This window comes from Pseudomonas sp. TR47 (assembly GCF_044143025.1).
GTDB lineage: Bacteria > Pseudomonadota > Gammaproteobacteria > Pseudomonadales > Pseudomonadaceae > Aquipseudomonas > Aquipseudomonas putida_E.
In genome coordinates this window covers 23,397-48,826 of sequence record NZ_JBHFCS010000001.1, presented here as the reverse complement: position 1 = coordinate 48,826, position 25,430 = coordinate 23,397, and the positions used below count along the sequence as shown (strand labels likewise).

Annotated in this window: 26 protein-coding genes; 16 read left to right on the top strand and 10 right to left on the bottom strand. The window is 62.3% G+C overall.

Annotated elements, in window-relative coordinates; all coding sequences use genetic code 11:
* Positions 1 to 67 precede the first annotated feature (67 nt).
* The 5 genes from ACEWE8_RS00265 (at position 68) to ACEWE8_RS00245 (ending at position 3,917) form a co-directional block, all read left to right on the top strand.
* Positions 68 to 772, top strand: coding sequence for a TetR/AcrR family transcriptional regulator (locus tag ACEWE8_RS00265; protein ID WP_046784346.1), 705 nt, complete (start codon positions 68 to 70; stop codon positions 770 to 772).
* A gap of 29 nt (positions 773 to 801) precedes the next feature.
* A complete protein-coding gene (locus tag ACEWE8_RS00260; RefSeq protein WP_046784345.1) occupies positions 802 to 1,350 on the top strand; it encodes a lipoprotein in 549 nt (182 codons plus the stop codon).
* Positions 1,351 to 1,421: 71 nt separating this feature from the next.
* On the top strand, positions 1,422 to 2,699 hold the full coding sequence (locus ACEWE8_RS00255) for a flavohemoglobin expression-modulating QEGLA motif protein (protein WP_039602209.1): 1,278 nt from the start codon (positions 1,422 to 1,424) through the stop codon (positions 2,697 to 2,699).
* The gene (locus ACEWE8_RS00250) at positions 2,671 to 3,594 is read left to right on the top strand and encodes an alpha/beta hydrolase (RefSeq protein ID WP_046784344.1); all 924 of its coding nucleotides are present in this window, start codon (positions 2,671 to 2,673) and stop codon (positions 3,592 to 3,594) included. Before ACEWE8_RS00255 ends, ACEWE8_RS00250 begins: the two co-directional genes overlap by 29 nt.
* Positions 3,591 to 3,917 (top strand): hypothetical protein, encoded by a 327-nt coding sequence (locus tag ACEWE8_RS00245; protein WP_046784343.1) that lies wholly within the window; start codon positions 3,591 to 3,593, stop codon positions 3,915 to 3,917. The genes ACEWE8_RS00250 and ACEWE8_RS00245 overlap by 4 nt, the downstream gene beginning before the upstream one ends.
* A gap of 72 nt (positions 3,918 to 3,989) precedes the next feature.
* On the opposite strand, the gene ACEWE8_RS00240 is transcribed toward ACEWE8_RS00245, so the two are convergent.
* The 3 genes from ACEWE8_RS00240 to ACEWE8_RS00230 all read right to left on the bottom strand — a co-directional run bounded on the left by ACEWE8_RS00240 (position 3,990) and on the right by ACEWE8_RS00230 (position 5,858).
* A complete protein-coding gene (locus ACEWE8_RS00240; protein ID WP_046784342.1) occupies positions 3,990 to 4,778 on the bottom strand; it encodes an OmpA family protein in 789 nt (262 codons plus the stop codon).
* Between the two features lie 50 nt (positions 4,779 to 4,828).
* Positions 4,829 to 5,242, bottom strand: a complete 414-nt coding sequence (locus tag ACEWE8_RS00235; protein WP_012315930.1) for a DUF4398 domain-containing protein — start codon at positions 5,240 to 5,242, stop codon at positions 4,829 to 4,831.
* A 271-nt stretch (positions 5,243 to 5,513) separates the two neighbouring features.
* A complete protein-coding gene (locus tag ACEWE8_RS00230) occupies positions 5,514 to 5,858 on the bottom strand; it encodes a hypothetical protein (RefSeq protein ID WP_039603473.1) in 345 nt (114 codons plus the stop codon).
* A gap of 170 nt (positions 5,859 to 6,028) precedes the next feature.
* Here ACEWE8_RS00230 and ppc point away from each other — a divergent pair, with 170 nt between their 5' ends.
* The 7 genes from ppc to ACEWE8_RS00195 all read left to right on the top strand — a co-directional run bounded on the left by ppc (position 6,029) and on the right by ACEWE8_RS00195 (position 13,169).
* Entirely contained in the window at positions 6,029 to 8,656 is a 2,628-nt protein-coding gene (gene ppc / locus ACEWE8_RS00225; RefSeq protein WP_046784341.1) for a phosphoenolpyruvate carboxylase, read from the top strand.
* 257 nt (positions 8,657 to 8,913) lie between these two features.
* Entirely contained in the window at positions 8,914 to 9,564 is a 651-nt protein-coding gene (gene adk, locus ACEWE8_RS00220; RefSeq protein WP_012270800.1) for an adenylate kinase, read from the top strand.
* An 87-nt stretch (positions 9,565 to 9,651) separates the two neighbouring features.
* Positions 9,652 to 10,326, top strand: coding sequence for a tRNA (adenosine(37)-N6)-threonylcarbamoyltransferase complex dimerization subunit type 1 TsaB (gene tsaB / locus ACEWE8_RS00215; RefSeq protein ID WP_046784340.1), 675 nt, complete (start codon positions 9,652 to 9,654; stop codon positions 10,324 to 10,326).
* A 129-nt stretch (positions 10,327 to 10,455) separates the two neighbouring features.
* On the top strand, positions 10,456 to 10,743 hold the full coding sequence (locus ACEWE8_RS00210) for a hypothetical protein (protein ID WP_046784339.1): 288 nt from the start codon (positions 10,456 to 10,458) through the stop codon (positions 10,741 to 10,743).
* Positions 10,744 to 10,746: 3 nt separating this feature from the next.
* Positions 10,747 to 11,616 carry a DUF72 domain-containing protein gene (locus tag ACEWE8_RS00205; protein WP_046784338.1) on the top strand — a complete coding sequence of 290 codons (870 nt, stop codon included), beginning with the start codon at positions 10,747 to 10,749 and terminating at the stop codon, positions 11,614 to 11,616.
* A 29-nt stretch (positions 11,617 to 11,645) separates the two neighbouring features.
* A complete protein-coding gene (locus ACEWE8_RS00200; protein ID WP_046784337.1) occupies positions 11,646 to 12,476 on the top strand; it encodes an oxaloacetate decarboxylase in 831 nt (276 codons plus the stop codon).
* A gap of 6 nt (positions 12,477 to 12,482) precedes the next feature.
* Positions 12,483 to 13,169 (top strand): extensin family protein, encoded by a 687-nt coding sequence (locus ACEWE8_RS00195; protein ID WP_046784336.1) that lies wholly within the window; start codon positions 12,483 to 12,485, stop codon positions 13,167 to 13,169.
* Positions 13,170 to 13,171: 2 nt separating this feature from the next.
* Here ACEWE8_RS00195 and ACEWE8_RS00190 read toward each other — a convergent pair whose 3' ends face one another.
* Complete coding sequence (locus ACEWE8_RS00190) at positions 13,172 to 13,792, bottom strand: hypothetical protein (protein ID WP_046784335.1); 621 nt, start codon at positions 13,790 to 13,792, stop codon at positions 13,172 to 13,174.
* A 104-nt stretch (positions 13,793 to 13,896) separates the two neighbouring features.
* On the opposite strand from ACEWE8_RS00190, the gene ACEWE8_RS00185 reads away from it, so the two are divergent.
* The gene (locus ACEWE8_RS00185; RefSeq protein WP_046784334.1) at positions 13,897 to 14,673 is read left to right on the top strand and encodes a class I SAM-dependent methyltransferase; all 777 of its coding nucleotides are present in this window, start codon (positions 13,897 to 13,899) and stop codon (positions 14,671 to 14,673) included.
* 39 nt (positions 14,674 to 14,712) lie between these two features.
* On the opposite strand, the gene ACEWE8_RS00180 is transcribed toward ACEWE8_RS00185, so the two are convergent.
* Complete coding sequence (locus tag ACEWE8_RS00180; RefSeq protein WP_080952049.1) at positions 14,713 to 15,678, bottom strand: RHS repeat-associated core domain-containing protein; 966 nt, start codon at positions 15,676 to 15,678, stop codon at positions 14,713 to 14,715.
* 113 nt (positions 15,679 to 15,791) lie between these two features.
* Positions 15,792 to 16,421, bottom strand: coding sequence for a TetR/AcrR family transcriptional regulator (locus ACEWE8_RS00175; RefSeq protein WP_046784333.1), 630 nt, complete (start codon positions 16,419 to 16,421; stop codon positions 15,792 to 15,794).
* Between the two features lie 181 nt (positions 16,422 to 16,602).
* Here ACEWE8_RS00175 and ACEWE8_RS00170 point away from each other — a divergent pair, with 181 nt between their 5' ends.
* Positions 16,603 to 17,703 (top strand): efflux RND transporter periplasmic adaptor subunit, encoded by a 1,101-nt coding sequence (locus tag ACEWE8_RS00170; protein WP_046784332.1) that lies wholly within the window; start codon positions 16,603 to 16,605, stop codon positions 17,701 to 17,703.
* A gap of 6 nt (positions 17,704 to 17,709) precedes the next feature.
* On the top strand, positions 17,710 to 20,775 hold the full coding sequence (locus ACEWE8_RS00165; RefSeq protein WP_046784331.1) for an efflux RND transporter permease subunit: 3,066 nt from the start codon (positions 17,710 to 17,712) through the stop codon (positions 20,773 to 20,775).
* 36 nt (positions 20,776 to 20,811) lie between these two features.
* Here ACEWE8_RS00165 and ACEWE8_RS00160 read toward each other — a convergent pair whose 3' ends face one another.
* The 3 genes from ACEWE8_RS00160 to plsB form a co-directional block, all read right to left on the bottom strand.
* Positions 20,812 to 21,501, bottom strand: a complete 690-nt coding sequence (locus ACEWE8_RS00160) for a DUF4197 domain-containing protein (RefSeq protein ID WP_046784330.1) — start codon at positions 21,499 to 21,501, stop codon at positions 20,812 to 20,814.
* Positions 21,502 to 21,534: 33 nt separating this feature from the next.
* Positions 21,535 to 21,933, bottom strand: coding sequence for a YbaY family lipoprotein (locus tag ACEWE8_RS00155; protein WP_046784329.1), 399 nt, complete (start codon positions 21,931 to 21,933; stop codon positions 21,535 to 21,537).
* Positions 21,934 to 22,008: 75 nt separating this feature from the next.
* Positions 22,009 to 24,495: a glycerol-3-phosphate 1-O-acyltransferase PlsB gene (plsB, locus tag ACEWE8_RS00150; RefSeq protein ID WP_046784328.1), complete on the bottom strand. Its 2,487-nt coding sequence runs from the start codon at positions 24,493 to 24,495 to the stop codon at positions 22,009 to 22,011.
* 231 nt (positions 24,496 to 24,726) lie between these two features.
* Between plsB and ACEWE8_RS00145 the strand changes: the two genes are divergently transcribed.
* Positions 24,727 to 24,936: a cold-shock protein gene (locus tag ACEWE8_RS00145; protein WP_012315914.1), complete on the top strand. Its 210-nt coding sequence runs from the start codon at positions 24,727 to 24,729 to the stop codon at positions 24,934 to 24,936.
* A 99-nt stretch (positions 24,937 to 25,035) separates the two neighbouring features.
* Here ACEWE8_RS00145 and ACEWE8_RS00140 read toward each other — a convergent pair whose 3' ends face one another.
* Positions 25,036 to 25,413 carry a hypothetical protein gene (locus ACEWE8_RS00140; RefSeq protein ID WP_012315913.1) on the bottom strand — a complete coding sequence of 126 codons (378 nt, stop codon included), beginning with the start codon at positions 25,411 to 25,413 and terminating at the stop codon, positions 25,036 to 25,038.
* Positions 25,414 to 25,430 lie beyond the last annotated feature (17 nt).

The following is a 25,430-nucleotide window of genomic DNA, read 5'->3' as shown; positions in this document are numbered from 1 at the left end:
CGGCAAGCCGGCGATAGGGCCGGTGCAGTCACCCCAAGATCAATGAGGTACACCCGTGACACCCGCAATGGCCCAGCAAGGCGCCGCCGGCATTGCCACCGCCGTCGCCGAAAGCGTGCAATACCAGGGTCGCAAGACCGCCCGCCAAGGCAGCGAACAGCGCCGCCAGTTGATCCTCGACGCTGCCATGCGCATTGTCGTGCGTGATGGCGTGCGTGGCGTGCGCCACCGTGCGGTCGCCGCCGAGGCCGGTGTGCCGCTGTCGGCCACGACCTACTACTTCAAGGATATCGAGGACCTGCTCACCGATACCTTCGCCCAATACGTCGAACGCAGCGCCGCCTACATGGCCAAGCTGTGGGCCAATACCGAAGTGGTGCTGCGCCAGCTGCTTGCCCAGGGTGATGGCAGTGCGCAATCAAGGGCGCGTCTGGCTGACGAAGTGGCGCAGATGACTGCCGACTACGTTTCCCGTCAGTTGGTCAACCGCCGCGACTTCCTGATGGCCGAGCAAGCCTTCCGCCAGGAAGCGCTGCTGTGCCCGCGCCTGGCCGAACTGGTGTGCGCCCACGAGCAGATTCTGCTGCATGGCACGCGCCAGCTGTTGCAGGTGGTCGGCTCGCAGCAACCGGAACAGGACGCCCAGATGTTGACGGCGATTATCGAGCAGATGGAATATCAGGGCCTGCTCAAGGATGCCGATGCGCAAGCCGATGGGCAGATGCTCGCTATGCTTACCCGTTACCTGCACCTGGTGTTGGCATCGGCCTGAGCCGAGAACGAACTTTCAAGGAGAGCCTGATGAAAGCCTGGCGTGTGGTGTTGTTGACGTTGTCATTCTTCCTGCTGGGCGGTTGTCTGGTGACCTTCCATGAGCCGTTGCCGAGCAATCAGGCGGCGCCCAAGGCCCTGCTGGGCATGTGGAGCAGCAAGGACGCCTGGGGCGAGCCACTGAAGCTGGCCATCAGCCGCAGCGGCGCCGATGCCTACAAGGCCGTGGCCACGGCCAAGGGCAAGAAGCCCGAAGAGTACGTATTCACCGTGTCACGCCACGGCAACCGCTGGTACCTCTCTGCCGGTGTACCCAAGCGCCTGGGCGGCCATTTCCTGATTGGCGGTTTCGATATCGTCGATGGCAAGGAACTGGTGATCTACAACCTTGATGTGGAACAGGTGCAGCAGGCGGTCGAGAAAAAAGAGCTGACCGGGCGCAACACCGAGGTACCGGAGGACAACGGTGAGGGCGTGCTGATCGACAGCCCGTCGGAGCGGGTGCTGGCCTATCTGGATGACCCGGCCAACTCCGACCTGTTCGTCGAGGTGGCGCGCTTCCAGCGCAGCGGCAAATGACCGTACAGGCCCCTCGCCGGCTTGCCGGCGAGGGGCCTGTACAGGTGCCTTGTTCTAGAAAGGAGTTCCCGGTGGACGAGTACCAGCAGACCATACGCGCACTGTCCGATCGCATCGTCACCGCGCAAACCCCTATACGTGTGCTCGATGCGGTCAAGTGGGATGACAACATCCGCCAGGGCTTTCTGAAGGCCAAGGGCAAAGAGCCGCCTGCAGTGGACCGCGCCTATTACCAGTCGCGGCCGCTGTCGTTCGACTCAAGTGCGGTCAAGGCCGAGTTCCAGAGCATCGAGCGCGACATCACCCGACAATTGGGGCAGTTCAACCCGGTGGGGCAGATCATGCGGCGCATGTGCAAGGAGTACCGCATGGTGGTGCGTATGCTCGAAGCACGCGGCACCGAGGATTTCGGCCTGATCTCCCAGGAACTCTATGGCGCGGCGTCCGATGCATTCCACGCTGGCGACCCGACGCTGGCCGACCTTGGCCTGATGCTTTCCGATTACCTGAACAACATCGACGGCCGTGGTGACCTCAAGGACGAGCCGAAAAACCTGACTGCCAAAGAGGCCGTGGACATCCTCCAGCGCCGCCTGAACAAGGTGTTCGGCGAGGCCGAGGAAACCATCCGGGTGTTCGAGTCCGACGGCATCGTCGCCGATGCGGCGGCAGGGGCCGACTACATCAAGGTGCGCGCTGACGCCATGTTCAACAGCCGTGATGTGCGCGCGCTGGAAGTGCACGAGGGGCTGGTGCATGTGGGCACCACGCTCAACGGCCTCAACCAGCCGATCTGCACCTTCCTGTCGAAGGGCCCGCCTTCGTCGACGGTGACTCAGGAGGGTTTGGCGATTCTCATGGAGGTGATCGCCTTCGCCTCTTACCCCAGCCGTCTGCGCAAGCTCACCAACCGCACGCGCGCCATCCATATGGTCGAGGAGGGCGCCGATTTCCTCCAGGTGTTCGAGTTTTTCCGCGCCCAGGGCTTTGAAATGGCGCAGAGCTACAGCAATGCAAGCCGGGTGTTCCGCGGCTCGGTGCCCAATGGTCTGCCATTTACCAAGGATTTGTCCTACCTCAAGGGTTTCATCATGGTTTACAACTACATTCAGTTGGCCGTGAGAAAGGGCAAACTCGAGCAGATTCCACTGCTGTTCTGCGGCAAGACTACCCTCGAAGACATGCGTACCTTGCGTCAGCTGGTCGAAGAAGGCCTGGTGGAACCGCCCAAGTACCTGCCGGAGCAGTTTCGCGACCTCAATGCGCTGTCGGCCTGGATGTGCTTCTCCAACTTCCTCAACCACCTGAGCCTTGATCGCATTGAAGCCGACTACGCGAACATTCTTTGAGCGCTGCCGCTGCCTGGTCCTGGGTTTGGCGCTGTTGGGCCTGGGCGGGTGCAGTAGCCTGTTGTTCTACCCGGAACCGGGCCAGCCGTTCACGCCCGAGCGTGCCAAGCTGCAGTACCGCGATGTCACCCTGACCACCGCCGACGGCGTCCGCCTGCATGGCTGGTGGCTGCCGGCCAAGGCGGGTGTCGAGGTCAAGGGCACGGTGCTGCACTTGCACGGCAATGGCGGCAATCTGGCTGGGCACCTGGGCGGTAGCTACTGGCTGCCGGAGCAGGGCTATCAGGTGCTGATGATCGATTACCGGGGCTATGGCCTGTCCCAGGGCAAGCCCGGCTTGCCACAGGTCTACAATGACATCGCAGCGGCCATGGCATGGCTCGACCAGGCCCCCGAGGTCAAGGGCAAACCCTTGGTATTGCTGGGGCAGAGCCTGGGCGGGGCAATGGCCATCCACTACCTGGCAGCCCACCCCGAGCAATGCCTGCGCTTCAGCGCACTGGTGTTCGATGGCGTGCCAGCCAGTTACCGCGATGTCGGGCGCTTTGCGCTGAGCACATCGTGGTTGACCTGGCCCTTGCAGGTGCCGTTGTCCTGGCTGGTACCCGATGGTGACAGCGCGATCCGTTCGGTCGAGCGCCTGAGCAGCCCACCCAAGCTGTTCTTCCATAGCATCGACGACAACCTGGTGCCGATGAACAACGGCATTCGCCTGTACCAGCACGCACCGCCACCACGGGTGCTGCAACTGACCCGCGGCGGCCATGTACAGACCTTTGCCGACCCGGTCTGGCGCCAGGTGATGCTGCGTTTTCTTGATGACCCCCGCCATTTCAACGGCCTGCGGCGGCTGGCCGAAGTGCCCAACTATCCTGACGAGAAGAACAAGCAATGAGTGAAGAACGCAACGCCATCCCGCTGATCCTGACCGGTGTCGGCAGCATCATCGTGACGGTGGGGGCTCTGTGGTATTACGGCTACCTGCATTTCGCCAAGCCGGAGGATGCGTTGTTGCTGCAGGATTTCACCATGCTCAAGACCGTGCCTGGTGAGGACTACAAGGTTTCCCTCGACCCAGCGCCGCAGGTGGCGCAGTGTGTGGACGGTGTGCTGGTGCTGTTCGACACAGCGCAAAAGGGCCTTACCGGGGTACTGGTCGACAACCGCAAGCGTGCGGTGCGTTGCATGGGTGAGCAGACCCCGCAAAAAATGCAATGACCCGCTCGAACCAACGATGAAAAATGAAGAACCCCGCCATGAAGGCGGGGTTCTTATATCGACTTGTGAGCCTTACTGCACCTGGCTCACCGAACGCGGCGCTACCGGCTGGTTGTCGTTGGAGATGGTCACCTCCACCCGGCGGTTTTGCGCACGGCCCGAGTTGCTGCTGTTGTCAGCAACCGGGTATTCCTTGCCGTAGCCTTGAGCGACGATGCGCACAGGGTCTACGCCTGCACGTACCAGCGCCATGCGCACGGCACCGGCGCGACGCTCGGACAGGGTCTGGTTGTAGTTGGCCGAACCGACGCTGTCGGTGTAGCCCTCTACGATGACCTTGCGCTCAGGGTTTTCCTGGAGGAACTGGGCCAGCTTGGTCACGTTGGGCAAGGCGCTGCTTTTGAGTTCGGCCTTGTTGAAGTCGAACAGTACATCGCCGAAGGTCACCAGCGTACCGCGGTCGGTCTGCTTGGCGTTCAGGCTGTCCTGAAGCTTGGCGATCTGCGCGTCACGGGCATCGAGCTTGGCCTGGGCACGTTGCGCCGAGGCGTTTTTCAGCTCGTTTTCGGCCGAGCGCAGGGCAATGGTCTGCTTGGCCACTTCAACGCGCTGGTTGGTCAGGTAGGCCAACTGGTCGACTTTCTTGCTGTCCTCACGCTCCATGTAGGCCTTGTCGGCCTTGTTCAGCCAGTCTTGTGCGTCCTTGGTTTCAAGGGCTGCGATTTTGCTCGCTTGCGGGTCGCTCTGCAGCGACGAGAAGTTGGTGCGGGCCGACTCCAGGTTGGCGTTCGGGTCGTGCGAGCAGGCAGCGAGACCGACGCTCAGGGCCAGCAGGGCGGGAATCATGACGTGTTTGCGCATAGTGTTCATCCTTTGATCGAGTGCGAAGGCTAAGGCAGGCTGGGCGGCGCTCACTGAGCGCTACGCAGGCCTTCCTGACGTACGTCCTGAACGCCCTGGCGGGCGTCCTGCACGGCCTTCTGGGCCTTGGCCGCCTGGGCCTTGCGTTCGGCGAGGCGAGCGTCCCATTCGGCCTGCTCGGCCAGACGCTTGGCGTCCTCGTAGTTCTTGTCGTGCATGGCGATTTCGGCCTGCTTGAACTTGTCCTGCGCCGCTTTCATTTCAACGGCGGCGAACTCGGTACCGCCAGCGCTGACGGCGGAGTTCACGGCGGACTGGGTGACGGCATACTGCTCGGTGGGCGGGTTGCCCGCACAGCCGGCCAGGACCAGGCTACTGCCCAGGGCCAGCGCGGCCAGCTTGAACCCGCGCACATGAGTGGAGGAAAGTTTCGAAGTGCGGGTCTTCATGGTGGTCAGCTCCATTGGATCACTCCTGATAACGACGATGTCCGTAGCAGTCCATCCCATCGCTCAATCCCTGGCATCGCCGTGTGCTTCAGCTCAACGGTGCACGACGACAGTGTGCAGGGTTTTAGCGTGATGGCTATTGGCTGTGACTGGGTCGTTTTTTGAATAGTTCAGAAAAAAATGCCAACTATTTCTGACTGATCGGTCAGTGGTGTGTGAGCGGAACTTCCACTGTCAGAAGCGGTATTCCGGGCTGGAGGGCAGCCCGGAACGGGAGGCAGGCGCGTCAGTTTCCGCTGCCGTCGCCGGGGTTGCTGAGGGTGTGCAGATGGCGCCTTGAAAGCGCCAGAAAGCGCGGTGTAGAGCCTATGTCTTCGTACAGCGGATCGCCTTCTTCATCGGTGGAAATGACCTTGTGGCCCTGCACGTAGGGGAAGCTGGCTTCAAGCTCCTCGAGCGCGGCTGCGACCAGCTCACCGAGCAGTTCCTCGGCGGTGCGCTTGGGGTACATGTCGATGAGCGCCGCCAGGCGCGCCTCCGACTCCAGGTCCAGGTGCAAGGTATGGCCGGTCGGGCTCAGGGTGCCTGCGGCGTTCTGTTCCCAGTGCTGGGCGAGTTCGCGGATTTTCATGATGACCTCTGTAAACGCCTCGGAAAGGCTGCATTGCATCGGACTGCTGCACTTTTACTTTAGTTTGCTTTACCGGTCGTGGCTTGCCATGGCGGCCCCGCTGTGGGCACTCTTGGGCCAGTGCTGTTTCCTGAGCAGAGCGCGGGCGAGCCGCGCCGAAGAGAGGGCCAATGACTGATATCGATGTGCGCTTGCGTGAAGATGTCCATGTGTTGGGGGAGTTGCTTGGCGAAACCATCCGCCAGCAGCACGGTGACGCGTTCCTGCAGAAAATCGAGGACATTCGCCATAGCGCCAAGGCGGACCGGCGCAGCGCCGGCGAACAGCTGAGTTCCACCTTGGCGAACCTGGCTGAAGAAGACTTGTTGCCGGTGGCACGTGCCTTCAACCAGTTCCTCAACCTGGCCAACATGGCCGAGCAGTACCAGTTGATCCGGCGCCGTGATGCCGAGCAGCCAGAGCCTTTCGAGGCGCGGGTGCTGCCTGAGCTGCTGGCGCGTCTGAAGCAGGCCGGGCACAAGGATGATGCTTTGGCCAGGCAATTGGCCAAGCTCGATATCCAGCTGGTGCTCACCGCGCATCCCACCGAAGTGGCACGCCGCACATTGATCCAGAAGTACGATGCCATTGCTGGCCAGTTGGCCGTGCAAGACCATCGTGATTTGACCCCGGTCGAGCGCCAGCAAGTGCGCGAGCGCCTGCGCCGGTTGATCGCTGAGGCCTGGCACACAGAAGAAATCCGGCGCACCCGGCCAACGCCTGTAGACGAAGCCAAATGGGGCTTCGCGGTGATCGAGCATTCCCTGTGGCATGCCATCCCCAGCCACCTGCGCAAGGTGGACAAGGCGCTGTTCGACGCCACTGGCCTGCGCCTGCCGCTGGAAGCGGCACCTGTGCGCTTTGCCTCGTGGATGGGCGGCGATCGTGATGGCAACCCCAACGTGACCGCCGCGGTGACCCGCGAAGTGTTGCTGCTGGCACGCTGGATGGCGGCCGACCTGTTTTTGCGCGATGTCGACGCGCTGGCGGCAGAGTTGTCGATGCAGCAGGCCAACAGCGCTGTGCGCGAGCGGGTGGGGGACACCCCAGAGCCCTACCGCGCCGTGCTCAAGCAATTGCGTGACCGCTTGCGGGCGACGCGCGCCTGGGCCCATGCGTCGCTCACCGCTACCCAGCCGGCCAGTGCCGATGTGCTGGTGGACAACCGTGACCTGATCGCGCCGCTGGAGCTGTGCTACCAGTCCCTGCACGAATGTGGCATGGGCGTGATTGCCGATGGGCCATTGCTCGACAGTCTGCGCCGTGCGGTGACTTTTGGCCTGTTTCTGGGGCGCCTGGACGTGCGCCAGGATGCCGCCCGACACCGTGACGCGCTGTCGGAGATCACCGATTATCTGGGCATGGGCAGCTATGCGCACTGGGATGAAGACAAGCGTATCGCGTTCCTGCAGGCCGAATTGAAAAACCGCCGGCCATTGCTGCCGGCTCACTTCATGCCCCAGGCGGACACTGCCGAAGTGCTTGCCACCTGTCGCGAGATCGCTGCGGCGCCGGGCGCATCGCTCGGTTCGTATGTCATCTCCATGGCGGGCGCTGCATCGGACGTACTGGCTGTGCAGTTGCTGCTCAAGGAAGCCGGCCTGACCAGGCCGATGCGCGTGGTGCCGCTGTTCGAAACCCTGGCCGATCTGGACAACGCGGGCCCTGTGATGGAGCGGCTGCTCGGCCTGCCAGGCTATCGTGCGGGCTTGCGCGGGCCGCAGGAAGTGATGATCGGCTACTCCGATTCGGCCAAGGATGCCGGGACCACCGCCGCGGCCTGGGCCCAATATCGGGCGCAGGAAAATCTGGTACGCATCTGCCGTGAGCATCAGGTCGAGCTGCTGCTGTTCCATGGCCGTGGCGGCACTGTCGGCCGCGGCGGTGGCCCGGCCCACGCGGCGATCCTCTCGCAACCACCGGGGTCAGTGGCAGGGCGGTTCCGCACCACCGAGCAAGGCGAGATGATCCGCTTCAAGTTTGGTTTGCCAGGTATCGCCGAGCAGAACCTCAACCTGTACCTGGCGGCGGTGCTGGAAGCCACCTTGCTGCCGCCGCCACCCCCTGAGCCGGCCTGGCGCGCCTTGATGGACCAACTGGCCGCCGATGGCGTCAAGGCTTACCGTAGCGTGGTGCGGGAGAACCCGGATTTCGTCGAGTATTTCCGCCAGTCCACACCCGAACAGGAGCTGGGGCGCCTGCCGCTGGGCAGCCGCCCGGCCAAGCGTCGTGCCGGTGGCATCGAAAGCCTGCGGGCCATTCCATGGATCTTCGGCTGGACCCAGACGCGCCTGATGCTGCCGGCCTGGTTGGGGTGGGAGACCGCGCTGAGCAATGCACTGGCACGGGGGCAGGGTGAGTTGCTGGCGCAGATGCGTGAGCAGTGGCCGTTCTTCCGTACCCGCATCGACATGCTGGAGATGGTCCTGGCCAAAGCTGATGCGCAGATTGCCGAGGCCTACGACGAACGTCTGGTGCAACCGCAGTTGCTTCCTTTAGGTGCACATCTGCGCGACCTATTGTCGCAGTCCTGTCAGGTGGTATTGGGCCTGACCGGGCAGCAGGTGCTACTGGCGCACAGCCCGGAAACGCTGGAATTCATCAGCCTGCGCAACACCTACCTGGACCCGCTGCATCAGCTTCAGGCCGAGCTGCTGGCGCGCTCCCGCAGCCGTGAAGCCGCTCTGGACAGCCCGCTGGAGCAGGCCCTGCTGGTGACAGTGGCAGGGATTGCCGCAGGCCTGCGCAACACAGGCTGAGGCCACGGCTGGCTGCCCGCGCGCAGGGCCGCCCTGCGGGCCAAACCAGGGCAGGGAAGGTGGTTGCGCTGGGCGCAACCGCCTGCAGCCTTGGCTACAGATGGCCCATTCCTGCAACTTTGGGAAGCTTGTCTGGCTGACGGGCGCTGTGTATCTTGAGCAGCCTTCTGACCGATTTATGGTCATACCCGATTTTCCGGACTTGGCCCTGGTTGCCGAATCCATTGAATTTCATAAAAAAATTTGAGGAGCACGAGATGCGCGTAATTCTGCTGGGAGCTCCCGGGGCCGGTAAAGGTACTCAGGCAAAATTCATCACCGAGAAGTTCGGTATCCCACAGATCTCCACCGGTGACATGCTGCGTGCTGCCGTCAAGGCCGGTACCCCGCTGGGCCTGGAGCTCAAGAAAGTCATGGATGCCGGCCAGCTGGTCTCCGACGAGCTGATCATCAGCCTGGTCAAGGAGCGCATCGCCCAGCCAGACTGCGCCAACGGCTGCCTGTTCGACGGTTTCCCACGCACCATTCCGCAGGCTGAAGCCATGGTCGCTGCCGGTGTCGACATCGATGCAGTGGTCGAGATCGCCGTCGACGACGAAGAGATCGTCGGCCGCATGGCGGGCCGCCGCGTGCACCTGGCCTCGGGCCGTACCTACCACATTCAGTACAACCCGCCGAAAGTGGAAGGCAAGGACGACGTTACCGGCGAAGACCTGATTCAGCGCGACGACGACAAGGAAGAAACCGTGCGTCATCGCCTGTCGGTCTACCACACCCAGACCAAGCCGCTGGTGGACTTCTACCAGAAGCTGTCGGCCGCCAACGCTGGCAAGCCGAAGTACAGCCACATCGAAGGCGTGGGGTCGGTAGATGCAATCACCGCCAAAGTGCTGGCAGCCCTGAGCTGATCCATCACCGTGCGTCACGACGGCCCGCTTGCGGGCCGTTGTCGTTTATACTGCCGCTCTTTTCACTTGTTCCTGGATACCCGTTCGATGACCACCCTGCTGGCCCTGGATACCGCCACCGAAGCCTGTTCCGTCGCGCTGCTGCATGATGGCAAGGTAACCAGCCATTACGAGGTGATCCCGCGCATGCATGCGCAGAAGCTGCTGCCGATGATCAAGCAGCTGCTGGGCGACTCCGGCGTGGCGCTCAATGCCCTCGATGCCATTGCCTTCGGCCGTGGCCCCGGCGCCTTCACCGGCGTGCGCATCGCCATCGGCGTGGTGCAAGGCCTGGCTTTCGCCCTGGAGCGCCCGGTACTGCCAGTGTCCAACCTGGCCGCGCTGGCCCAGGGTGCGTTGCGCGAGCATGGCGCGCAGCAGGTAGCGGCTGCCATCGATGCACGCATGGACGAGGTGTACTGGGGTTGCTACAAGGCGGTGGAGGGCGAAATGCGCCTGCAAGGCCTGGAAGCGGTGCTGCCACCGGAGCGCGTGGCGTTGCCTGATGGCAGCAGCGGCGATTGGTACGGGGCCGGCACCGGCTGGGGCTACGCCGAGCGTCTGGCCGTGCAGGCCAGTGCCAGCAACCCTGCGGCGCTGCCCAATGCACTGGACATCCTCAGCTTGGCCAGCTTCGCCTGGGCGCGCGGCGAGGCAATCGTTGCCGATCAGGCGCAACCGGTTTACCTGCGCGATAACGTAGCTACGCCCAAAGCCCGCTGACGGCTGTTCGTCGGTTATCGCGGCTGTCGATAAAACCTTTGTCGCAAACTGTGGTCCAGTTATCACTAGAGCATTAGCGATGGAACCCTGATGCTGCTAAATTGCCATCATTGGTCCTGAGTGCTCATCATGCGTATCGACGGTTTCTCACCGCAGTCCTATCCGGTAAAGCGCGCGCCGCGCAAAGCGGCGGTGCGCGATGAGAGCATCGACGATGCCGAGCTCGTCGAAGAGGGCGACGCTGCTCCGGAAGCGGCGCCGCGCCGCCGTCCCGGTGGCTTGCCGGCCCGCCAGCAGGACATGGTTTTCCCACGTGCCCGTGACCGCCGCACGGCCACTGCGCTGGCCAGCTACCTCAGTACTGCCGGTTTTACCGATTGGGACATGGAAGTGCTGGGGCTGGACCTGTACATTTGAGGGATGAGTTCATCCCACCTGCCTTATTTCCTGGGTTGCCCGTCATGGAGCGAAAGCGCCTGGCGCGACTACCTGTATCCCGCTGACGCCCGCACCGGCGAATTTCTTGGCCTTTACAGCCAGGTGCTGAATGCAGTCGAGGGCAACACCACCTTCTATGCCCGCCCGGCGCCGAGCACTGTCGAGCGGTGGGCGCAGGTCATGCCTGCGCACTTTCGTTTTACTGCCAAGTTCCCCCGTGATGTCAGCCATGAAGGCGACCTGCGCGAGCGGCTGGAAGCCGCGCTGGACTTCACCCGGCTGATGGCGCCCCTTGGCCAGCGGGTGTCACCGTACTGGTTGCAATTGTCGGCTCAGTTCGGCCCGGCTCGCCTGGCTGAGCTGGGGCATTTTCTCGATGAAATCGGTGTGCCTGTGGCGGTGGAAGTGCGTAACCAGGCTTTTTTCACCAAGGGTGAGGAGGAGCGCCTGCTCAACCGTTTGCTGCACGAGCGCGGTGTTGAACGTATCTGCCTGGACTCGCGTGCATTGTTCAGCTGTACCTCGCGTGAGGCCGCCGTGCTCGACGCGCAAGCCAAGAAGCCCAGGGTTGCGCCGCGCCCCGCAGCTTTCAGCCAGCACCCCCAGGTCCGTTTTATCGGCCATCCCGAGCTCGACGCCAACGAAGCGTTTCTTTCGCCGTGGGTTGAAAAGGTCGCCAGCTGGATCGAGGAAGGCCGTAGCCCGTACATCTTCCTGCACACCTCGGACAACCGCCTGGCCGCCGCGTTGGCTCAGCGTTTTCATCAGCGGCTGATGGCGCGCTTGCCGGGGTTGGCAGCTTTGCCGGAATTGCCACGCGCCCCTGAGGTCGAACAACTGGGGCTACTTTGACCCTTACCGACCAGCCGGAGGTTGTGATCATGGATGTACAAACCCTACGTGCCGAAGCCTTCAAAGCCCTGCACGAGCGCGATGGCGCGTTCGTCATCCCCAACCCGTGGGATGCCGGCTCCGCCAAGCTCCTGGCAAGCCTCGGCTTCGAGGCGCTGGCTACCACCAGTGCAGGCCTTGCCTTCAGCCTTGGGCGAGCGGATGCCGAAGCGGCGCTGAGCCTGGACGAGACACTCGACAACGCCGGGATGATCGTCGATGCCACTGCCTTGCCCGTTGCCGCCGACCTGGAAAATGGTTTTGGTGACCTGCCTGAAGACTGTGCTCACGCCATCCTGCGTGCCGCTGAAGCAGGGTTGGTCGGCGGCTCGATCGAAGATGCCAGTGGGCGCAGCGACGCGCCGATCTATGACCTGGGCCTGGCCGTAGAGCGGGTGAGGGCTGCAGTGCAGGCAGCGCGCAGCCTGCCATTTCCCTTCATGCTCTGCGCCCGCGCGGAAAACGTGCTGCACGGGCAAATGGACCTGGATGACACCATCCTGCGTCTGCAGGCTTATGCCGAAGCGGGCGCCGACGTGCTCTATGCGCCGGGTTTGCGCACTGTCGAAGAGATCCGCGCGGTGGTACAGGCGGTGGCGCCTAAACCTGTCAATGTGCTGATGGGGCTGGCGGGTGTGCCATTGAGCGTCAATCAGTTGCAGGACTTGGGCGTACGCCGCATCAGCGTGGGCTCTTCACTGGCCCGTGCGGCGCTAGGTGCGTTTCAGCGCGCGGCATTGGAAGTTCGTGACCAGGGTACGTTCAGCTATGGTGAGCAGGCGTTGCCGTTCGCCCAGCTCAACGACCTGTTCCGGCGCTGAAGCGCGGTGCGCGCATTGGTGCTGCTGTGCGGGCTGCTGCTGGTAGCAGGCCTTTTATGGCAGTGGGGTTGGCGCCTGCCGCAGGCCTGGGATCCGTGGGCAGCACTGGACGTTCGTCAGCCGCCGAACCTGCTGACGCCCTATAAGCTTTCGCGTCTGCGTGATGACCCGCAGTTGTGCCGCCAAGCGTTGGCGACCACCAGCCTGCGCTATCGGGCGCAGGCCGATAGCCCGGCATCGGCCAATTGCCCGTTGCAAAATGTCTGGCGTATAGAACAAGGCCAGGCGCGGTTGAGTAGCAGCTTCCTGGCCAGTTGCCCGTTGGCGGTGGCCTATGCGCTGTTCGAAAAGCATGGCTTGCAACCTGCAGCGCAGCAGGTGTTTGGCCAGCCGGTGGCGCAGGTTGATCATCTGGGCAGCTTCGCCTGCCGCAACGTCTATAACCGCAAGCAGGGCCGGCTCAGTCAGCATGCCACCGCCAATGCGCTGGATATCAGCGGCTTTCGCCTGCAGGACGGGCAGCGGATCGTGCTGGCGCGAGACTGGCAGGCAGGCGGGCAAAAGGCGGCATTCCTGCGGCAAGTGCAGCAAGCAGCCTGTAAGAGCTTCAGTACGGTGCTGGGGCCGGAATACAATGCCGCCCACCGCAATCACTTTCACCTGGACATGGGGCTGTGGCAGATCTGCCGTTAAGCTCAGGCGTGGATGCGAACGTTGTTCAGCACTACCGGGCGCGCCCAGTGGATGTCGAATTCCAGATCGTTCTGCTGCTTGGCCATGGTCGCTGCGTCGAATGGCTCCGGCGCGGGGTCGAGCAGGCCCGTCTCGAACTCGGCGATAGGCAGGTGCAGCGGGCGCGGCGAGGGCGCAGGGCCTGGCTCGGCAAGCGGCTGACCCTGGCTCATGACTACCGGGCGCAGCCAACTGTTGCTGATGTCCAGTTGGCGCTGCTGCTGAATCATCTCGGCGGCGCTGAATGGCTCCGGCGCTGGCTCCAGCAGGTTGGCTTCCAGTTCGGCCTTGGGCAGGAACAGGGGCTCGGGTGGTGCAACGATGGTGTCGTGCACGGGGCAGGCGCGTTGGGCATCGATCAGTGCCAGGGCCCTGGCCCCGCCAATCGGCTCGCCGCTGATTTTGTCGTACTGCGCCAGCGCCTGATGGGTGCTGTCTGCCTCATCCCCTTGCTGCTCGGCCATGGCGCGGGCAAAGAAATCCTGCCACAGGTGGCTGACGCCCCCCAGTGCCTGGGTATTCTGCCGACCGTAGTTGCCGACGGGCGACAGGTAGGTCAAGCCGATGGGAAGAGTATCTGTCATGGCAGTCGTGCGCGTTGTGCTCTGGCAGAATAGCGGGATATTGCCTGTATCGGCCGATGGTGCCGATTCATTAAGGGCTTGGTTCGAATTTTCAGGTGTGGATGATGGAAGAGCAAGGCACGGGTATCAGAGTCGAAGCGATGTCGGCTGAATATGCGCAACAGGCTACGGCCTGGGCCGAGCGCCTGGGCCTGCCGCTGCAGGACGATGCAGCCGGTTTCGCTGTGCAGGTGGGCGCCGATGGCTTGCAGATCCAGCAGTTGGGCCCGCAGGCACCCGGGCCAGTGCGAGTGGACTTCGTCGAAGGCCAGGCAGCGCATCGGCGCCAGTTTGGCGGTGGCAACGGGCAGATGATCGCCAAGGCCGTGGGCATCGCCCAAGGCGTGCGGCCACAAGTGCTAGATGCCACGGCGGGTTTGGGCAAGGACGCGTTCGTGCTGGCCAGCCTGGGTTGCCAGATGACCCTGATCGAGCGCCAGCCGCTGATAGCCGCCTTGCTGGAAGACGGCCTGACGCGAGCCCGGTCGGATGACGAGGTAGGGCCTATCGTCGGCCGCATGCGGTTGCTGACAGGCAACGCCATCGAGCGTATGCGCAACTGGGAAGGGGAGGCGCCGCAGGTGATCTACCTTGACCCCATGTTCCCGCACCGGGACAAGAGCGCCCTGGTGAAAAAGGAAATGCGCGTATTCCGGCCTTTGGTCGGCGATGACCTGGATGCCCCGGCTTTGCTCGAAGCCGCGCTGGCGCTGGCCAGCCACCGGGTGGTGGTGAAGCGGCCGCGCAAGGCGCCGATCATTGATGGACCAAAGCCGAGCCATAGCCTGGAAGGCAAGTCGAGCCGGTATGACATTTATCCGAAGAAGACGTTAAAAGTTTGATCGCAACTGCGAAACCATCTTGTCAGTCTTGCCTCAAGGCTAACTCACGATATTGCGGAGTCTATCTACTTCCTTGTCGACGTAATTACCGGTGAAATCAAGGAAATTTTGCGATGCTGGCCTGATTCGCGGCCACGTATTCGACGGCTGACCTGGCATGCTGGAGAGAGTAGCTGAGGTAGGAGCAACGTCGCTCCTGCTTGCAGCTTTGATTTTTTCAAACCTGTTTTCTATACCTTCCCAGGATGTTGATTTTATCGAGGCGATTGACTCCCTGTGGCTTGCCGGGCGGATGTATCGAGTTCTGCCCTTGATTGTTACAGGCGTAAGACTCATTAATATGGATTCTTGGAGGGTGGCGTTGAGGATTCTTTGCTCACCTTTTTTTCCAAATTCGCTCTGGTGGGCTTTTGTCTCCTTCATCCCTTTCTCTTTTTGGCTCGCAATGCGTTTTTCAAGTATTTTGTATTCTCGGCGTGTGAGGTTGGGGTTTTGCTGATTCAGGCGACGAGAGATTTTATTTGCGCTGTATCCTCCGGTCATGAATTTTACTATCGAAAACATGCCGCTAGGATCCGATCTGTTAATAGGATCATTCATGCAGTAAGCGTAAGCATTGATCCCCCCTCTTTCAAATGGCGACAAGCTATCTGCACTGTGAAAGCGCATCAGTCCTGGATTGAAAAGGCGGTGACCATTACCCAGCATGTAGCCTATGGCAGAGGGCAACCAGCTCTGGCCTGTGAATCGAGATAACAATGGGCTGGCAGACGGGCGACTGTCATTACCGTAGGGAGCGTAGGCGATGGTCGTCTGGCTTTCTGAGAGAATGTTGACTGTTGACTCTTGTGCATCAGTGGCCAAGAGGCTTGTTTGCGAAGGCAGGCCTGTCGTTTCGCATAGGTTCTGGTCATTGGCGCTGAGCACTGTCTGGTGAGCACTGCTTGTATATAAAGTCGAAAGCTTATTGCCTTTGTAAAAAATCTTCAGTTTTGGCGCTGTCATGGGGTGAGCTCATATTCGCAGATTCAATACGAGCTTGCTGAAGAATTGCATGGTTGACTACTGACAAAAATGCCAGGTAGTCATGTTGGTTAAACAGGCTCTGGCGGATTTGTTTAGAGTTGGAACGCCCGCAAGAACACCCCCACCACCTCGCGCACATGCGCCTCGGCCTCATCTCCCTCCAATGGCCCTGCACACCCCAGCAGCAACCGGTAATCGGGCGCTCCTTTGACCAGGCAGAAGAAGTGCTCGGCCGCGTGCAACGGGTTGTCGATGCGCAACAGGCCGCGCTCGGCGACTCCACGCAACAGCCCTTCCATGCCCGCCAGCACCCGTTTCGGCCCGGCTTCGTAAAAGAACTCGCCAAAGCTTGGGTCCTGACTGCCCTGGGCCATGATCAGGCGGCTCAACTTGACCGCCTCATCACTGCTGATCAACGCCTGGAAGCCCCGGGCAATGTTCAGCAACACCTGTTCGACGGCCGCGCCCTCGGGGTACTCGAACATCAGGTCGGGTAGCTGATTCTGGCAGGTAGCCATGACCGCAGAGCCAAACAGCGTCTGCTTGTCGTTGAAGTGGCTATAGACCGTCAGTTTTGAAACACCTGCCGCCGCAGCGACCGCATCCATGCTGGTGTTGGCATAGCCGAGGCTGAGGAACAGCGTCTTGGCCGCTTCGAGGATCGCCTCGCGCTTGGCCAGGTCCTTGGGGCGACCTGGGCCGATGGGTGCGTCGTTGGGCATTGGAATCCGTGTCTGGTTGAAGGGGCCCCCATCTTACCGGCTCGGTTGCCTTCCGGCTTCAGGGAATGGCCCATCGTTAACGTTGATTTTCTTTCCGACGCTGGCTTCCCGGCTTCGGTTCCCTGATTTAATATACTCGACAGTATAAATATTCGATGCGCTCGTCGCGAAAGGATTCATCATGTTGCGTCATGCCTTGTGCCTCGCTCTGCCTGCCGCTGCCGCCTTGTTGCTGGCGGCCTGCGGGCAGGAAGCCGCCCCGCCCACTGCTCCGCGCCCGGCGCTGGTGGTCCAGCCGCAACCGGCCCAAGCCTCAGCCGACAGCTACCCTGGCGAGGTGCGAGCGCGTTTCGAGCCGGAGCTGGCGTTCCGCATCGCTGGCAAGGTCAGCAAACGCCTGGTCGAGGAGGGGCAGCGGGTCCAGGCCGATCAGCCACTGGCAGAGCTCGACCCCCAGGACGTGCGCCTGCAACTCGAGGCCAACCGCGCCCAATTGGCGGCCGCCGAGGCCAACCTGGCGCTGGTGCGCGCCGAGCGTGACCGCTACCGCAAGCTGCTGGATCGGCAGATGGTCAGCCACTCTCTGTACGACAATGCCGAAAATCTCTACCGGGCCGGGCTCGCGCGCCTCAAGCAGGCCAAAGCCGAGTTCGACGTGGCTGGCAACCAGGCCGGTTACGCCGTGTTGCGTGCGCCCCAGGCCGGCGTGATCGCCAAGCGTCAGGTCGAGGTCGGCCAGGTGGTGGCTGCCGGGCAGACGGTGTTCACGCTGGCGGCCGACGGTGAACGCGAAGTCGTCATCGGCCTGCCGGAGCAGCAGTTCGCCCGCTTCGCCGTTGGCCAGCAGGTCAGTGTCGAGCTGTGGTCGCGGCGCAATGAGCGCTTCCAGGGCCGTATCCGTGAGTTGTCGCCCGCAGCCGACCCCCGTTCCCGTACCTTCGCCGCACGCATCGCATTCAACTCGGCCAAGGTGCCCGCCGATCTTGGGCAGAGCGCTCGGGTATTCATCGCCCATGACGGGCTGATCCCGCTGGCTGTACCTCTCTCGGCGATTACCGCTGAAAACGGCCAGGCGTACGTCTGGCGAGTCAACCAGGACCGTCGACTGGAGCGTGCCGTCGTGCGCCTGGGGCCTTATGGCAGTGACACTGTCCCCGTACTTGAGGGCCTGAACCCTGGCGACTGGGTGGTTGCCGCCGGCGGCCACGTGCTGCGCGAAGGGCAGGAGGTGCGGCCGGTGGACCGTACCAACCGTGTGGTGAACCTGACGGCCAAGGAGTAAGTCCCGATGGGTTTCAACCTTTCCGCCTGGGCGCTGCGCAATCGCCAGATCGTACTGTTCCTGATGATCCTGCTGGCTGCCATTGGCGCCATGTCCTACACCAAGCTGGGGCAGAGCGAGGATCCACCCTTTACCTTCAAGGCCATGGTCATCCGTACCCTGTGGCCGGGGGCCACGGCCGAGGAAGTGTCGCGCCAGGTCACCGAGCGCATCGAGAAGAAGCTGATGGAAACCGGCGAGTACGAGAAAATCGTCTCGTTCTCGCGCCCCGGCGAATCGCAGGTGACCTTCATGGCCCGGGACTCGCTGCATTCCAAGGACATCCCCGAGCTGTGGTACCAGATCCGCAAGAAGGTCGCGGATATCCGCCACACCCTGCCCCCGGAAATCCAGGGGCCGTTCTTCAATGATGAGTTCGGCACCACCTTCGGCAACATTTATGCGCTCACCGGCACCGGCTTCGACTATGCGGTGCTGAAGGACTACGCCGACCGCATCCAGATCCAGCTGCAACGGGTCAAGGACGTGGGCAAGGTCGAACTGATCGGCCTGCAGGACGAAAAAATCTGGATCGAGCTGTCCAACCTCAAGCTGGCCACCCTGGGCGTGCCGCTGGAGGCCGTGCAGCAAGCGCTGCGGGAGCAGAACGCGGTGAGTACCGCCGGCTTTTTCGAAACCCCCAGCGAGCGCTTGCAACTGCGCGTCAGCGGGCAGTTCGACAGTGTCGAGCAGATTCGTCAGTTTCCCATTCGGGTAGGGGACCGTACCTTCCGTATCGGCGATGTCGCCGAGGTCTACCGTGGCTTCAATGACCCGCCTGCGCCGCGCATGCGCTTCATGGGCGAAGACGCGATCGGCCTGGCCGTGTCGATGAAAGATGGCGGCGACATCCTGGTGCTGGGCAAGGCACTGGAAGGTGAGTTCGAACGCTTGGCGCGCAACCTGCCGGCCGGCATGCAGCTGCGCAAGGTCTCCGACCAGCCGGCGGCGGTCAAGGCGGGCGTGGGTGAGTTCGTCCAGGTGCTGGTCGAGGCGCTGGTCATCGTGCTGTTGGTGAGCTTCTTCTCACTTGGCCTGCGTACCGGTCTGGTGGTGGCCCTGGCGATACCCCTGGTACTGGCGATGACCTTTGCCGCCATGCACTATTTCGGCATCGGCCTGCACAAGATCTCGCTGGGCGCGCTGGTATTGGCCTTGGGCCTGCTGGTGGACGACGCGATCATTGCCGTGGAAATGATGGCGATCAAGATGGAGCAGGGCTTCGATCGGTTCAAGGCTGCCAGTTACGCCTGGACCAGTACGGCCTTCCCGATGCTGACCGGTACGCTGATTACCGCTGCCGGCTTCCTGCCGATTGCCACGGCAGCGTCGAGTACGGGTGAGTACACCCGCTCGATCTTCCAGGTGGTGACCATCGCGCTGATCACCTCATGGGTGGTGGCCGTGGTGTTCGTACCTTACCTGGGTGAACGGTTGCTGCCGGACCTGGCCAAGCTGCATGCCGCCCGCCATGACGGCAATGGGCATGCACCAGACCCCTATGCCACACCTTTCTACCAGCGTGTGCGACGTGTGGTGGAGTGGTGCGTGCGGCGGCGCAAGACGGTCATCCTGCTGACCATCGCAGCTTTTGTCGGCAGCATTGCGTTGTTCCGCTTCGTGCCGCAGCAGTTCTTCCCGGCGTCCGGCCGCCCAGAGCTGATGGTCGACCTGAAACTGGCCGAGGGTGCGTCGCTGGGCAATACCACCGAGCGGGTCAAGCAACTGGAGGCCCTGCTCAAGCAGCAGGATGGCATCGACAACTATGTGGCCTACGTGGGCACGGGGTCGCCGCGTTTCTATCTGCCATTGGACCAGCAACTGCCCGCCGCCAGCTTTGCCCAGTTCGTCGTGCTGGCCACGTCCATGGAGGAGCGCGAGCGCTTGCGCAGTTGGCTGATCAACACTGTGGACCAGCAATTTCCTGACCTGCGTGCCCGCGTCACCCGCCTGGAAAACGGCCCGCCCGTGGGCTACCCGGTGCAGTTTCGGGTGACGGGCGAGCATATCGAGAAGGTGCGCGCCTTGGCCCGCGAAGTCGCGGACAAGGTGCGCGAGAACCCGCATGTGGTGAACGTGCACCTTGACTGGGAAGAGCCGAGCAAGGCGGTGTTCCTGGCGATCGACCAGGACCGTGCACGCGCACTTGGCGTAAGTACCGCGCACCTGTCGAGTTTCCTTCGAAGCTCGCTTACCGGCACCACGGTAAGCCAGTACCGGGAGGACAACGAGCTGATCGAGATTCTTCTGCGCGGCACGCAGAAGGAACGTGGCGAGCTGGGCAACCTTGGCAGCCTCGCGTTGCCCACCGACAACGGCCAGAGCGTGGCGCTATCGCAGGTAGCGACCCTGGACTACGGCTTCGAGGAAGGCATCATCTGGCACCGTAACCGCTTGCCGACGGTGACCGTACGCGCCGACATCTATGACAAGCAGCAGCCGGCGACCCTGGTCAGGCAGATTGCCCCGACCTTGCAGGAGGTCAAGGACAAGCTGCCTGATGGCTACCTGCTGGAAGTGGGCGGCACAGTCGAGGACTCCGAGCGTGGGCAGAAGTCGGTGAACGCCGGTATGCCGTTGTTCATCGTAGTGGTGCTCAGCTTGCTGATGATCCAGCTGCGCAGCTTCTCGCGCACGGTGATGGTGTTCCTCACGGCGCCACTGGGGCTGATCGGCGTGACCTTGTTCCTGTTGGTGTTCCGCCAGCCGTTCGGCTTCGTCGCCATGCTTGGCACCATTGCCCTGGCGGGGATGATCATGCGCAACTCGGTGATCCTGGTGGACCAGATCGAGCAGGATATCGCCTCGGGGCTGGACCGTTGGCAGGCGATCATCGAGGCTACCGTGCGACGCTTCAGGCCGATCGTGCTGACCGCACTGGCGGCGGTGTTGGCGATGATTCCGTTGTCCAGAAGCGTGTTCTATGGGCCGATGGCGGTGGCGATCATGGGCGGGTTGATCGTTGCCACGGCGCTGACCCTGTTGTTCCTGCCGGCATTGTATGCGGCGTGGTTCAGGGTGAAGAAGGGCTGAAGGCTGCGGGGGAGGGCGTCGCCCTCCCTTCGCGGGTCACAGGGCGCCAAATACCTTCTTGGCCAGGCTGGTAGCCGCCTGTGCTGGGTTCTGACGAATGCTCTGTTCTTGTTTGGCGATCATTTCAAACAGGCCGTCGAGGGCTTTTTCGGTCACATAGCTCTCGACGTTGGCACTCTTGGCATCGCCCAGGCCCAGGGCTGACGCCTGGCCGGCAAAGCTGTTGTATTGTTGAACCACGCCAACCTTGTCGGTCGCCGCCTTGACGATGGGCAGGAACTTGGCGCGGATCTGCTCCCGGCTGCTCTTGTTCAGGTACTGGGTGGCCGAGTCGTCACCGCCGCTGAGAATGCCCTTGGCGTCGGTCACACTCATGTTCTTCACCGCGTCCACCAGGATCGCCTGGGCCTGCGGCACCGCCGCTTCAGCGGCCTTGTTCATGCTGTCTTCCAGGGCGGTAACCTCATCACCTTTGCCAAACATCTTCATGGCTTTGGCGGCTTTGCCGAGGTTGCCTGGCAACTCGATGCGTACGTCGGGGTTATTGCTGAACCCGCCTGGGGTGCTCAGTTGCTTGACGGCGAGCTGTGCCCCTTGGGTCAGGGCATCCTTCAGGCCGCCGGTGGCGTCTTTCTGGCTCAGGTCGCCAAGTGACAGGGCCAGCGCGCTGGCCGACAGCAGCAGGCCGGCGCACAGGGTGGTCAAGCGCAGGGAGGAGCGAATCATGAAGCTTTCCTTTTGAACAGAAGTAGGCGGGGATCAGCGCACCGGATCGACTTTGATCCGTACTGGCTGCTCATCGCTGCCGTCGAGTTTGACCCCATGATGCTCGGTGTTGATGAACAGCAGCTTGCCGTTCAGCTCGATGCGGGCGCTCACCGCGTAGCGGTGGCCAGGCTTGACCTGGGCTGGGTCATACGTGAGGTGGAACGGCAGTGGCACGTTGCCTTTGACCGGGCCAGCTTGGCGGGCCAGGGTCACCGCAGGGGCGTCCATCAGCGACACGTCTTGCAGTTCGACACTCAAGGTGGCGCTGGGCGGCAGGGCAATGCGCTGCAGGTAGAAGACTTCACCGTCCAGGCTGGCCTGTGGCGATGGGGTGTGGCTGGAACAGGCTGCGAGCAGGGATGCGCAACACAGCATAACGAGCTTTTTCATGGATTCTCCGTTGTCCTTGGGCTGGCTTGTGGCCAAGCCCAAGGACTTTAACGGATTTTTCCGGTTGATGATGCCTTAGAGGATCGATGCTTCCAGCGCATGTTCACGGTGCAGCGCCACCTGCCGGATCGAAAGGCGCAGCTCTGCCGACAACACACGCTTGGCCACCCCTTCGGCGAGTTCGCCAAGTTTGTCGTGGTAGCCCAGTTTGCCGTTGCCATCCGGGCGCAGCACACCTTGCTCGACCAAGGTCTGGATGAAGTGGCGGAACAGCGTCTTGTCAAAGAACTCGGGGGCGTTCAGGCCATGCAGTATCGACAGGCGCTGGGCCATCATCACGCAGAGGTCTTCCAGTGCTTCGGCGCTGAGGGTGTTCTGGCCGCTGTTGAGCAACAGCGAGGTGGCCATGTAGAAGCGCTGCAGAGTCTGGGTGATGGTGCGGGCCAGCAGCGTCAGCAAAACGAACTGGCGCGAACTGGGGGCCGGGCGCACGTACACATCGTTTTCGCGGCGCAGCAGGCCCTGTTCGACCAGTGCCGCCAGCCACTGATCGATCACCTCGTCCAGTTGCTCGGGTGCCCAGCGCAGGAACAGTTCGGCCTGCAGGTACGGGTACAACGCGTGTACATACTGCCCGAGCAGTTCACGGCTCATCCGTGAGCTGCTGTGGAAGAAGCTCGCCAGTAACGCCGGCAAGGCAAAGATGTGCAGGACGTTGTTGCGGTAATAGGTCATCAGCACTGCATTGGCTTCATCCAGGTAGAGGATGCGGCCAAGGGCGTCTTTCTGTTCCGCCAGCAGGTTCATGCCCCTGACATGTTCGATCAGCGCCTGGCCGTCACCTTCGGGCAGGGTGGTGTGCTGCGAATAGGGGACCTTGCGCAAAAGGGCCAGGTACAGGTCCAGTACCCGGGTCAGGGCACTTTCGTCCAGGGCCAGGCGGCTGGTGGAGAGCAGTGCCAGGGCTACCAGGTTGACCGGGTTGACCGCTGCGGCTTCGTTGAGGTGACGGGCTACGGTCTCACCCAGACGGGTGGTGGTCTCGTTCAGCCAGGCCGGACGGAACTGCGGGCCAAGTGCCTGTTCGCGCCAGCCGGGTTGCTGTTGGTCGAGAAAGCCTGCCAGGCGGATCGGTTCGCCGAAGTTGACGTAGACCTGGCCGAAGCGTTGCTTCAGCGCGCCGATGACCTTGAATATGTCGAAGATCGACTCTTTCTTCTTGCTGGCGCCACGCAGTTCACCCAGGTAGGTGCGGCCTTCCAGTACCCGTTCGTAGCCGATGTACACCGGCACGAAGACGATCGGTGTGCGCGATGAGCGCAGGAAGCTGCGCAGGGTGATCGCCAGCATCCCCGTGCGCGGTTGCAGCATGCGCCCGGTGCGCGAGCGCCCGCCCTCGACGAAGTACTCGACCGGGAACCCCTTGGTGAACAGGGTGTGCAGGTATTCGTTGAACACTGCGGTGTACAGCGGGTTGCCCTTGAACGTGCGGCGCATGAAGAAAGCGCCGCCGCGGCGCAGCAGGCCGCCGATCACTGGCATGTTGAGGTTGATGCCGGCGGCAATGTGCGGTGGCGTCAGGCCGTTGCGGAACAATAGGTACGACAGCAGCAGGTAGTCGATGTGGCTGCGATGGCACGGTACGTAGATAACTTCGTGGCCCGGCGCGATGCCTTGCACCTGCTCGATGTGGTTGACCTTGATACCGTCGTAGATCTTGTTCCAGAACCAGCTGAGTACCACTTCCAGGAAGCGGATCGCGGTGTAGGTGTAGTCCGAGGCGATCTCGTTGCCGTAGCGCAGGGCCTGTGCTTCAGCTTTGGCCACGGGAATGTTTTCCCGTTGGGCTTGTTCGCCGATGGCCTGGCGAACCAGTGGTGCGTGCACCAGGCCTTTCACCAGATTGCGCCGGTGCGAGATGTCTGGGCCGATCACTGCAGTCTTGAGGTTGCGAAAGTGTACGCGCATCAGGCGTTGGGCCATGCGCACGGTGCGCTCATGGCCTTTGTTGTGCTGCACCAGGTCACGCACCTGGATCGGCGCCGAGAACTGCACGCGGGTCTTGCGCCCCAGTATCAGGATGGTCAGTAACCGGCGCAGGCGCCCGGTTACCGCCCAGCTGTCGGCGAACAGCAATTTCCACGGGCTCGATTCGCTTGCAGGCGTCTGGCCCCAGAACACACTGACCGGGATGATCTGTGCATCTTCCTCGGCATGCTGGCTGACTGCTGCAATCACACGCTCAAGGGCAGGAGGCGCGCCGCGCTTGTCTTGGCGGCCGAGCCAGTCCGGGTCGGGGGTGAGGTAGAAGAAACCGGCCGGCTCGTGCAGCGTGCCCACGGCTACCGGCAGTACCGGGCGCGGCAGCCCCGCCTTGGTGCACTCGTGGTCGAGTACGGCCAGGTCGGTGAGCGATGGCGAGGGCAGGGCAAAGAACACCGGGCGGCTGCGGTCGAGTTGCAGGCTCATGGCGGACTGATTGATGGTCTCGGAGCGCACCCACAGGTACAACAGGCGACGCAGAGCGCCGAAGATCAGGCGGCGCAGGGGAGAACGGGTCATGGGGTGTGTGCCCTGGGTGTGATTTTTAGTAAGTGTGCAATCAGTTAGTCTGCCGTATCGGCGTAAGTTCAGCAAAATCCTGCAAAGGGCGCGGCGGTCATGAAAATTATTTGTTCTGTGTCATATACTCGGCCTGCCACTTGCAGGATATTTCGGCAAGCGGCGTCGGCACGGGGAGGAACCCCTGTGTCTACAAGGCGATCTTCACAATAAAAATCCGGAGTAGTTCAGATGTCGTCTCGTGAGACTGGGAATGTAAAGTGGTTCAACGATGCCAAGGGCTTTGGCTTCATTCAGCGCGAAGGTGGTGCGGATGTGTTCGTCCATTATCGGGCGATCCGCGGTGAGGGGCATCGTACCCTGGTCGAAGGGCAGCGGGTCGAGTACTCCTGCGTGCAGGGCCAGAAAGGCCTGCAAGCCGAGGACGTGGTAGGGCTCTAAGTCCCAAACCTCAAGCCTCAAGCCTCAAGCTGCAAGTTGACCGTGTAACTTGCAGCCTGATGCGAACCCTCTTGCAGCTTGCCGCTTAAAGCTTGCAGCTCACGAGGTACGCCAGGTGATTTCCTCTTCACCGTCAGCGCTGATGCGGATCCAGCGATCGGCATCTTCCTCGCCATCTTCCTCGACCCAGCCACCCGGCGCGCAGCGCACTTCCACGCCCAGTGCGGTGAATGCGGCGCGGGCGCAGGCGACGTCATCGTCCCATGGGGTCTGGTCGCTTTCCAGGTAAAGGCTGTTCCATTTCCCTACAGCCTTGGGTAACCAGGTGACCGGAATGTTACCGGCCTTGCATTTGAAGGTCTGGCCTTTCTGCTGCCATTCGCTGCAGGGGCCGATCGCTTCGCCGAGCCATTGGGCAATCTGCTTGTGGTCGACGTCAGCGTCCTTCAGGTAAATCTCGATATCAGGTTGGCGCATAAGGGCTCCGGGTGTGC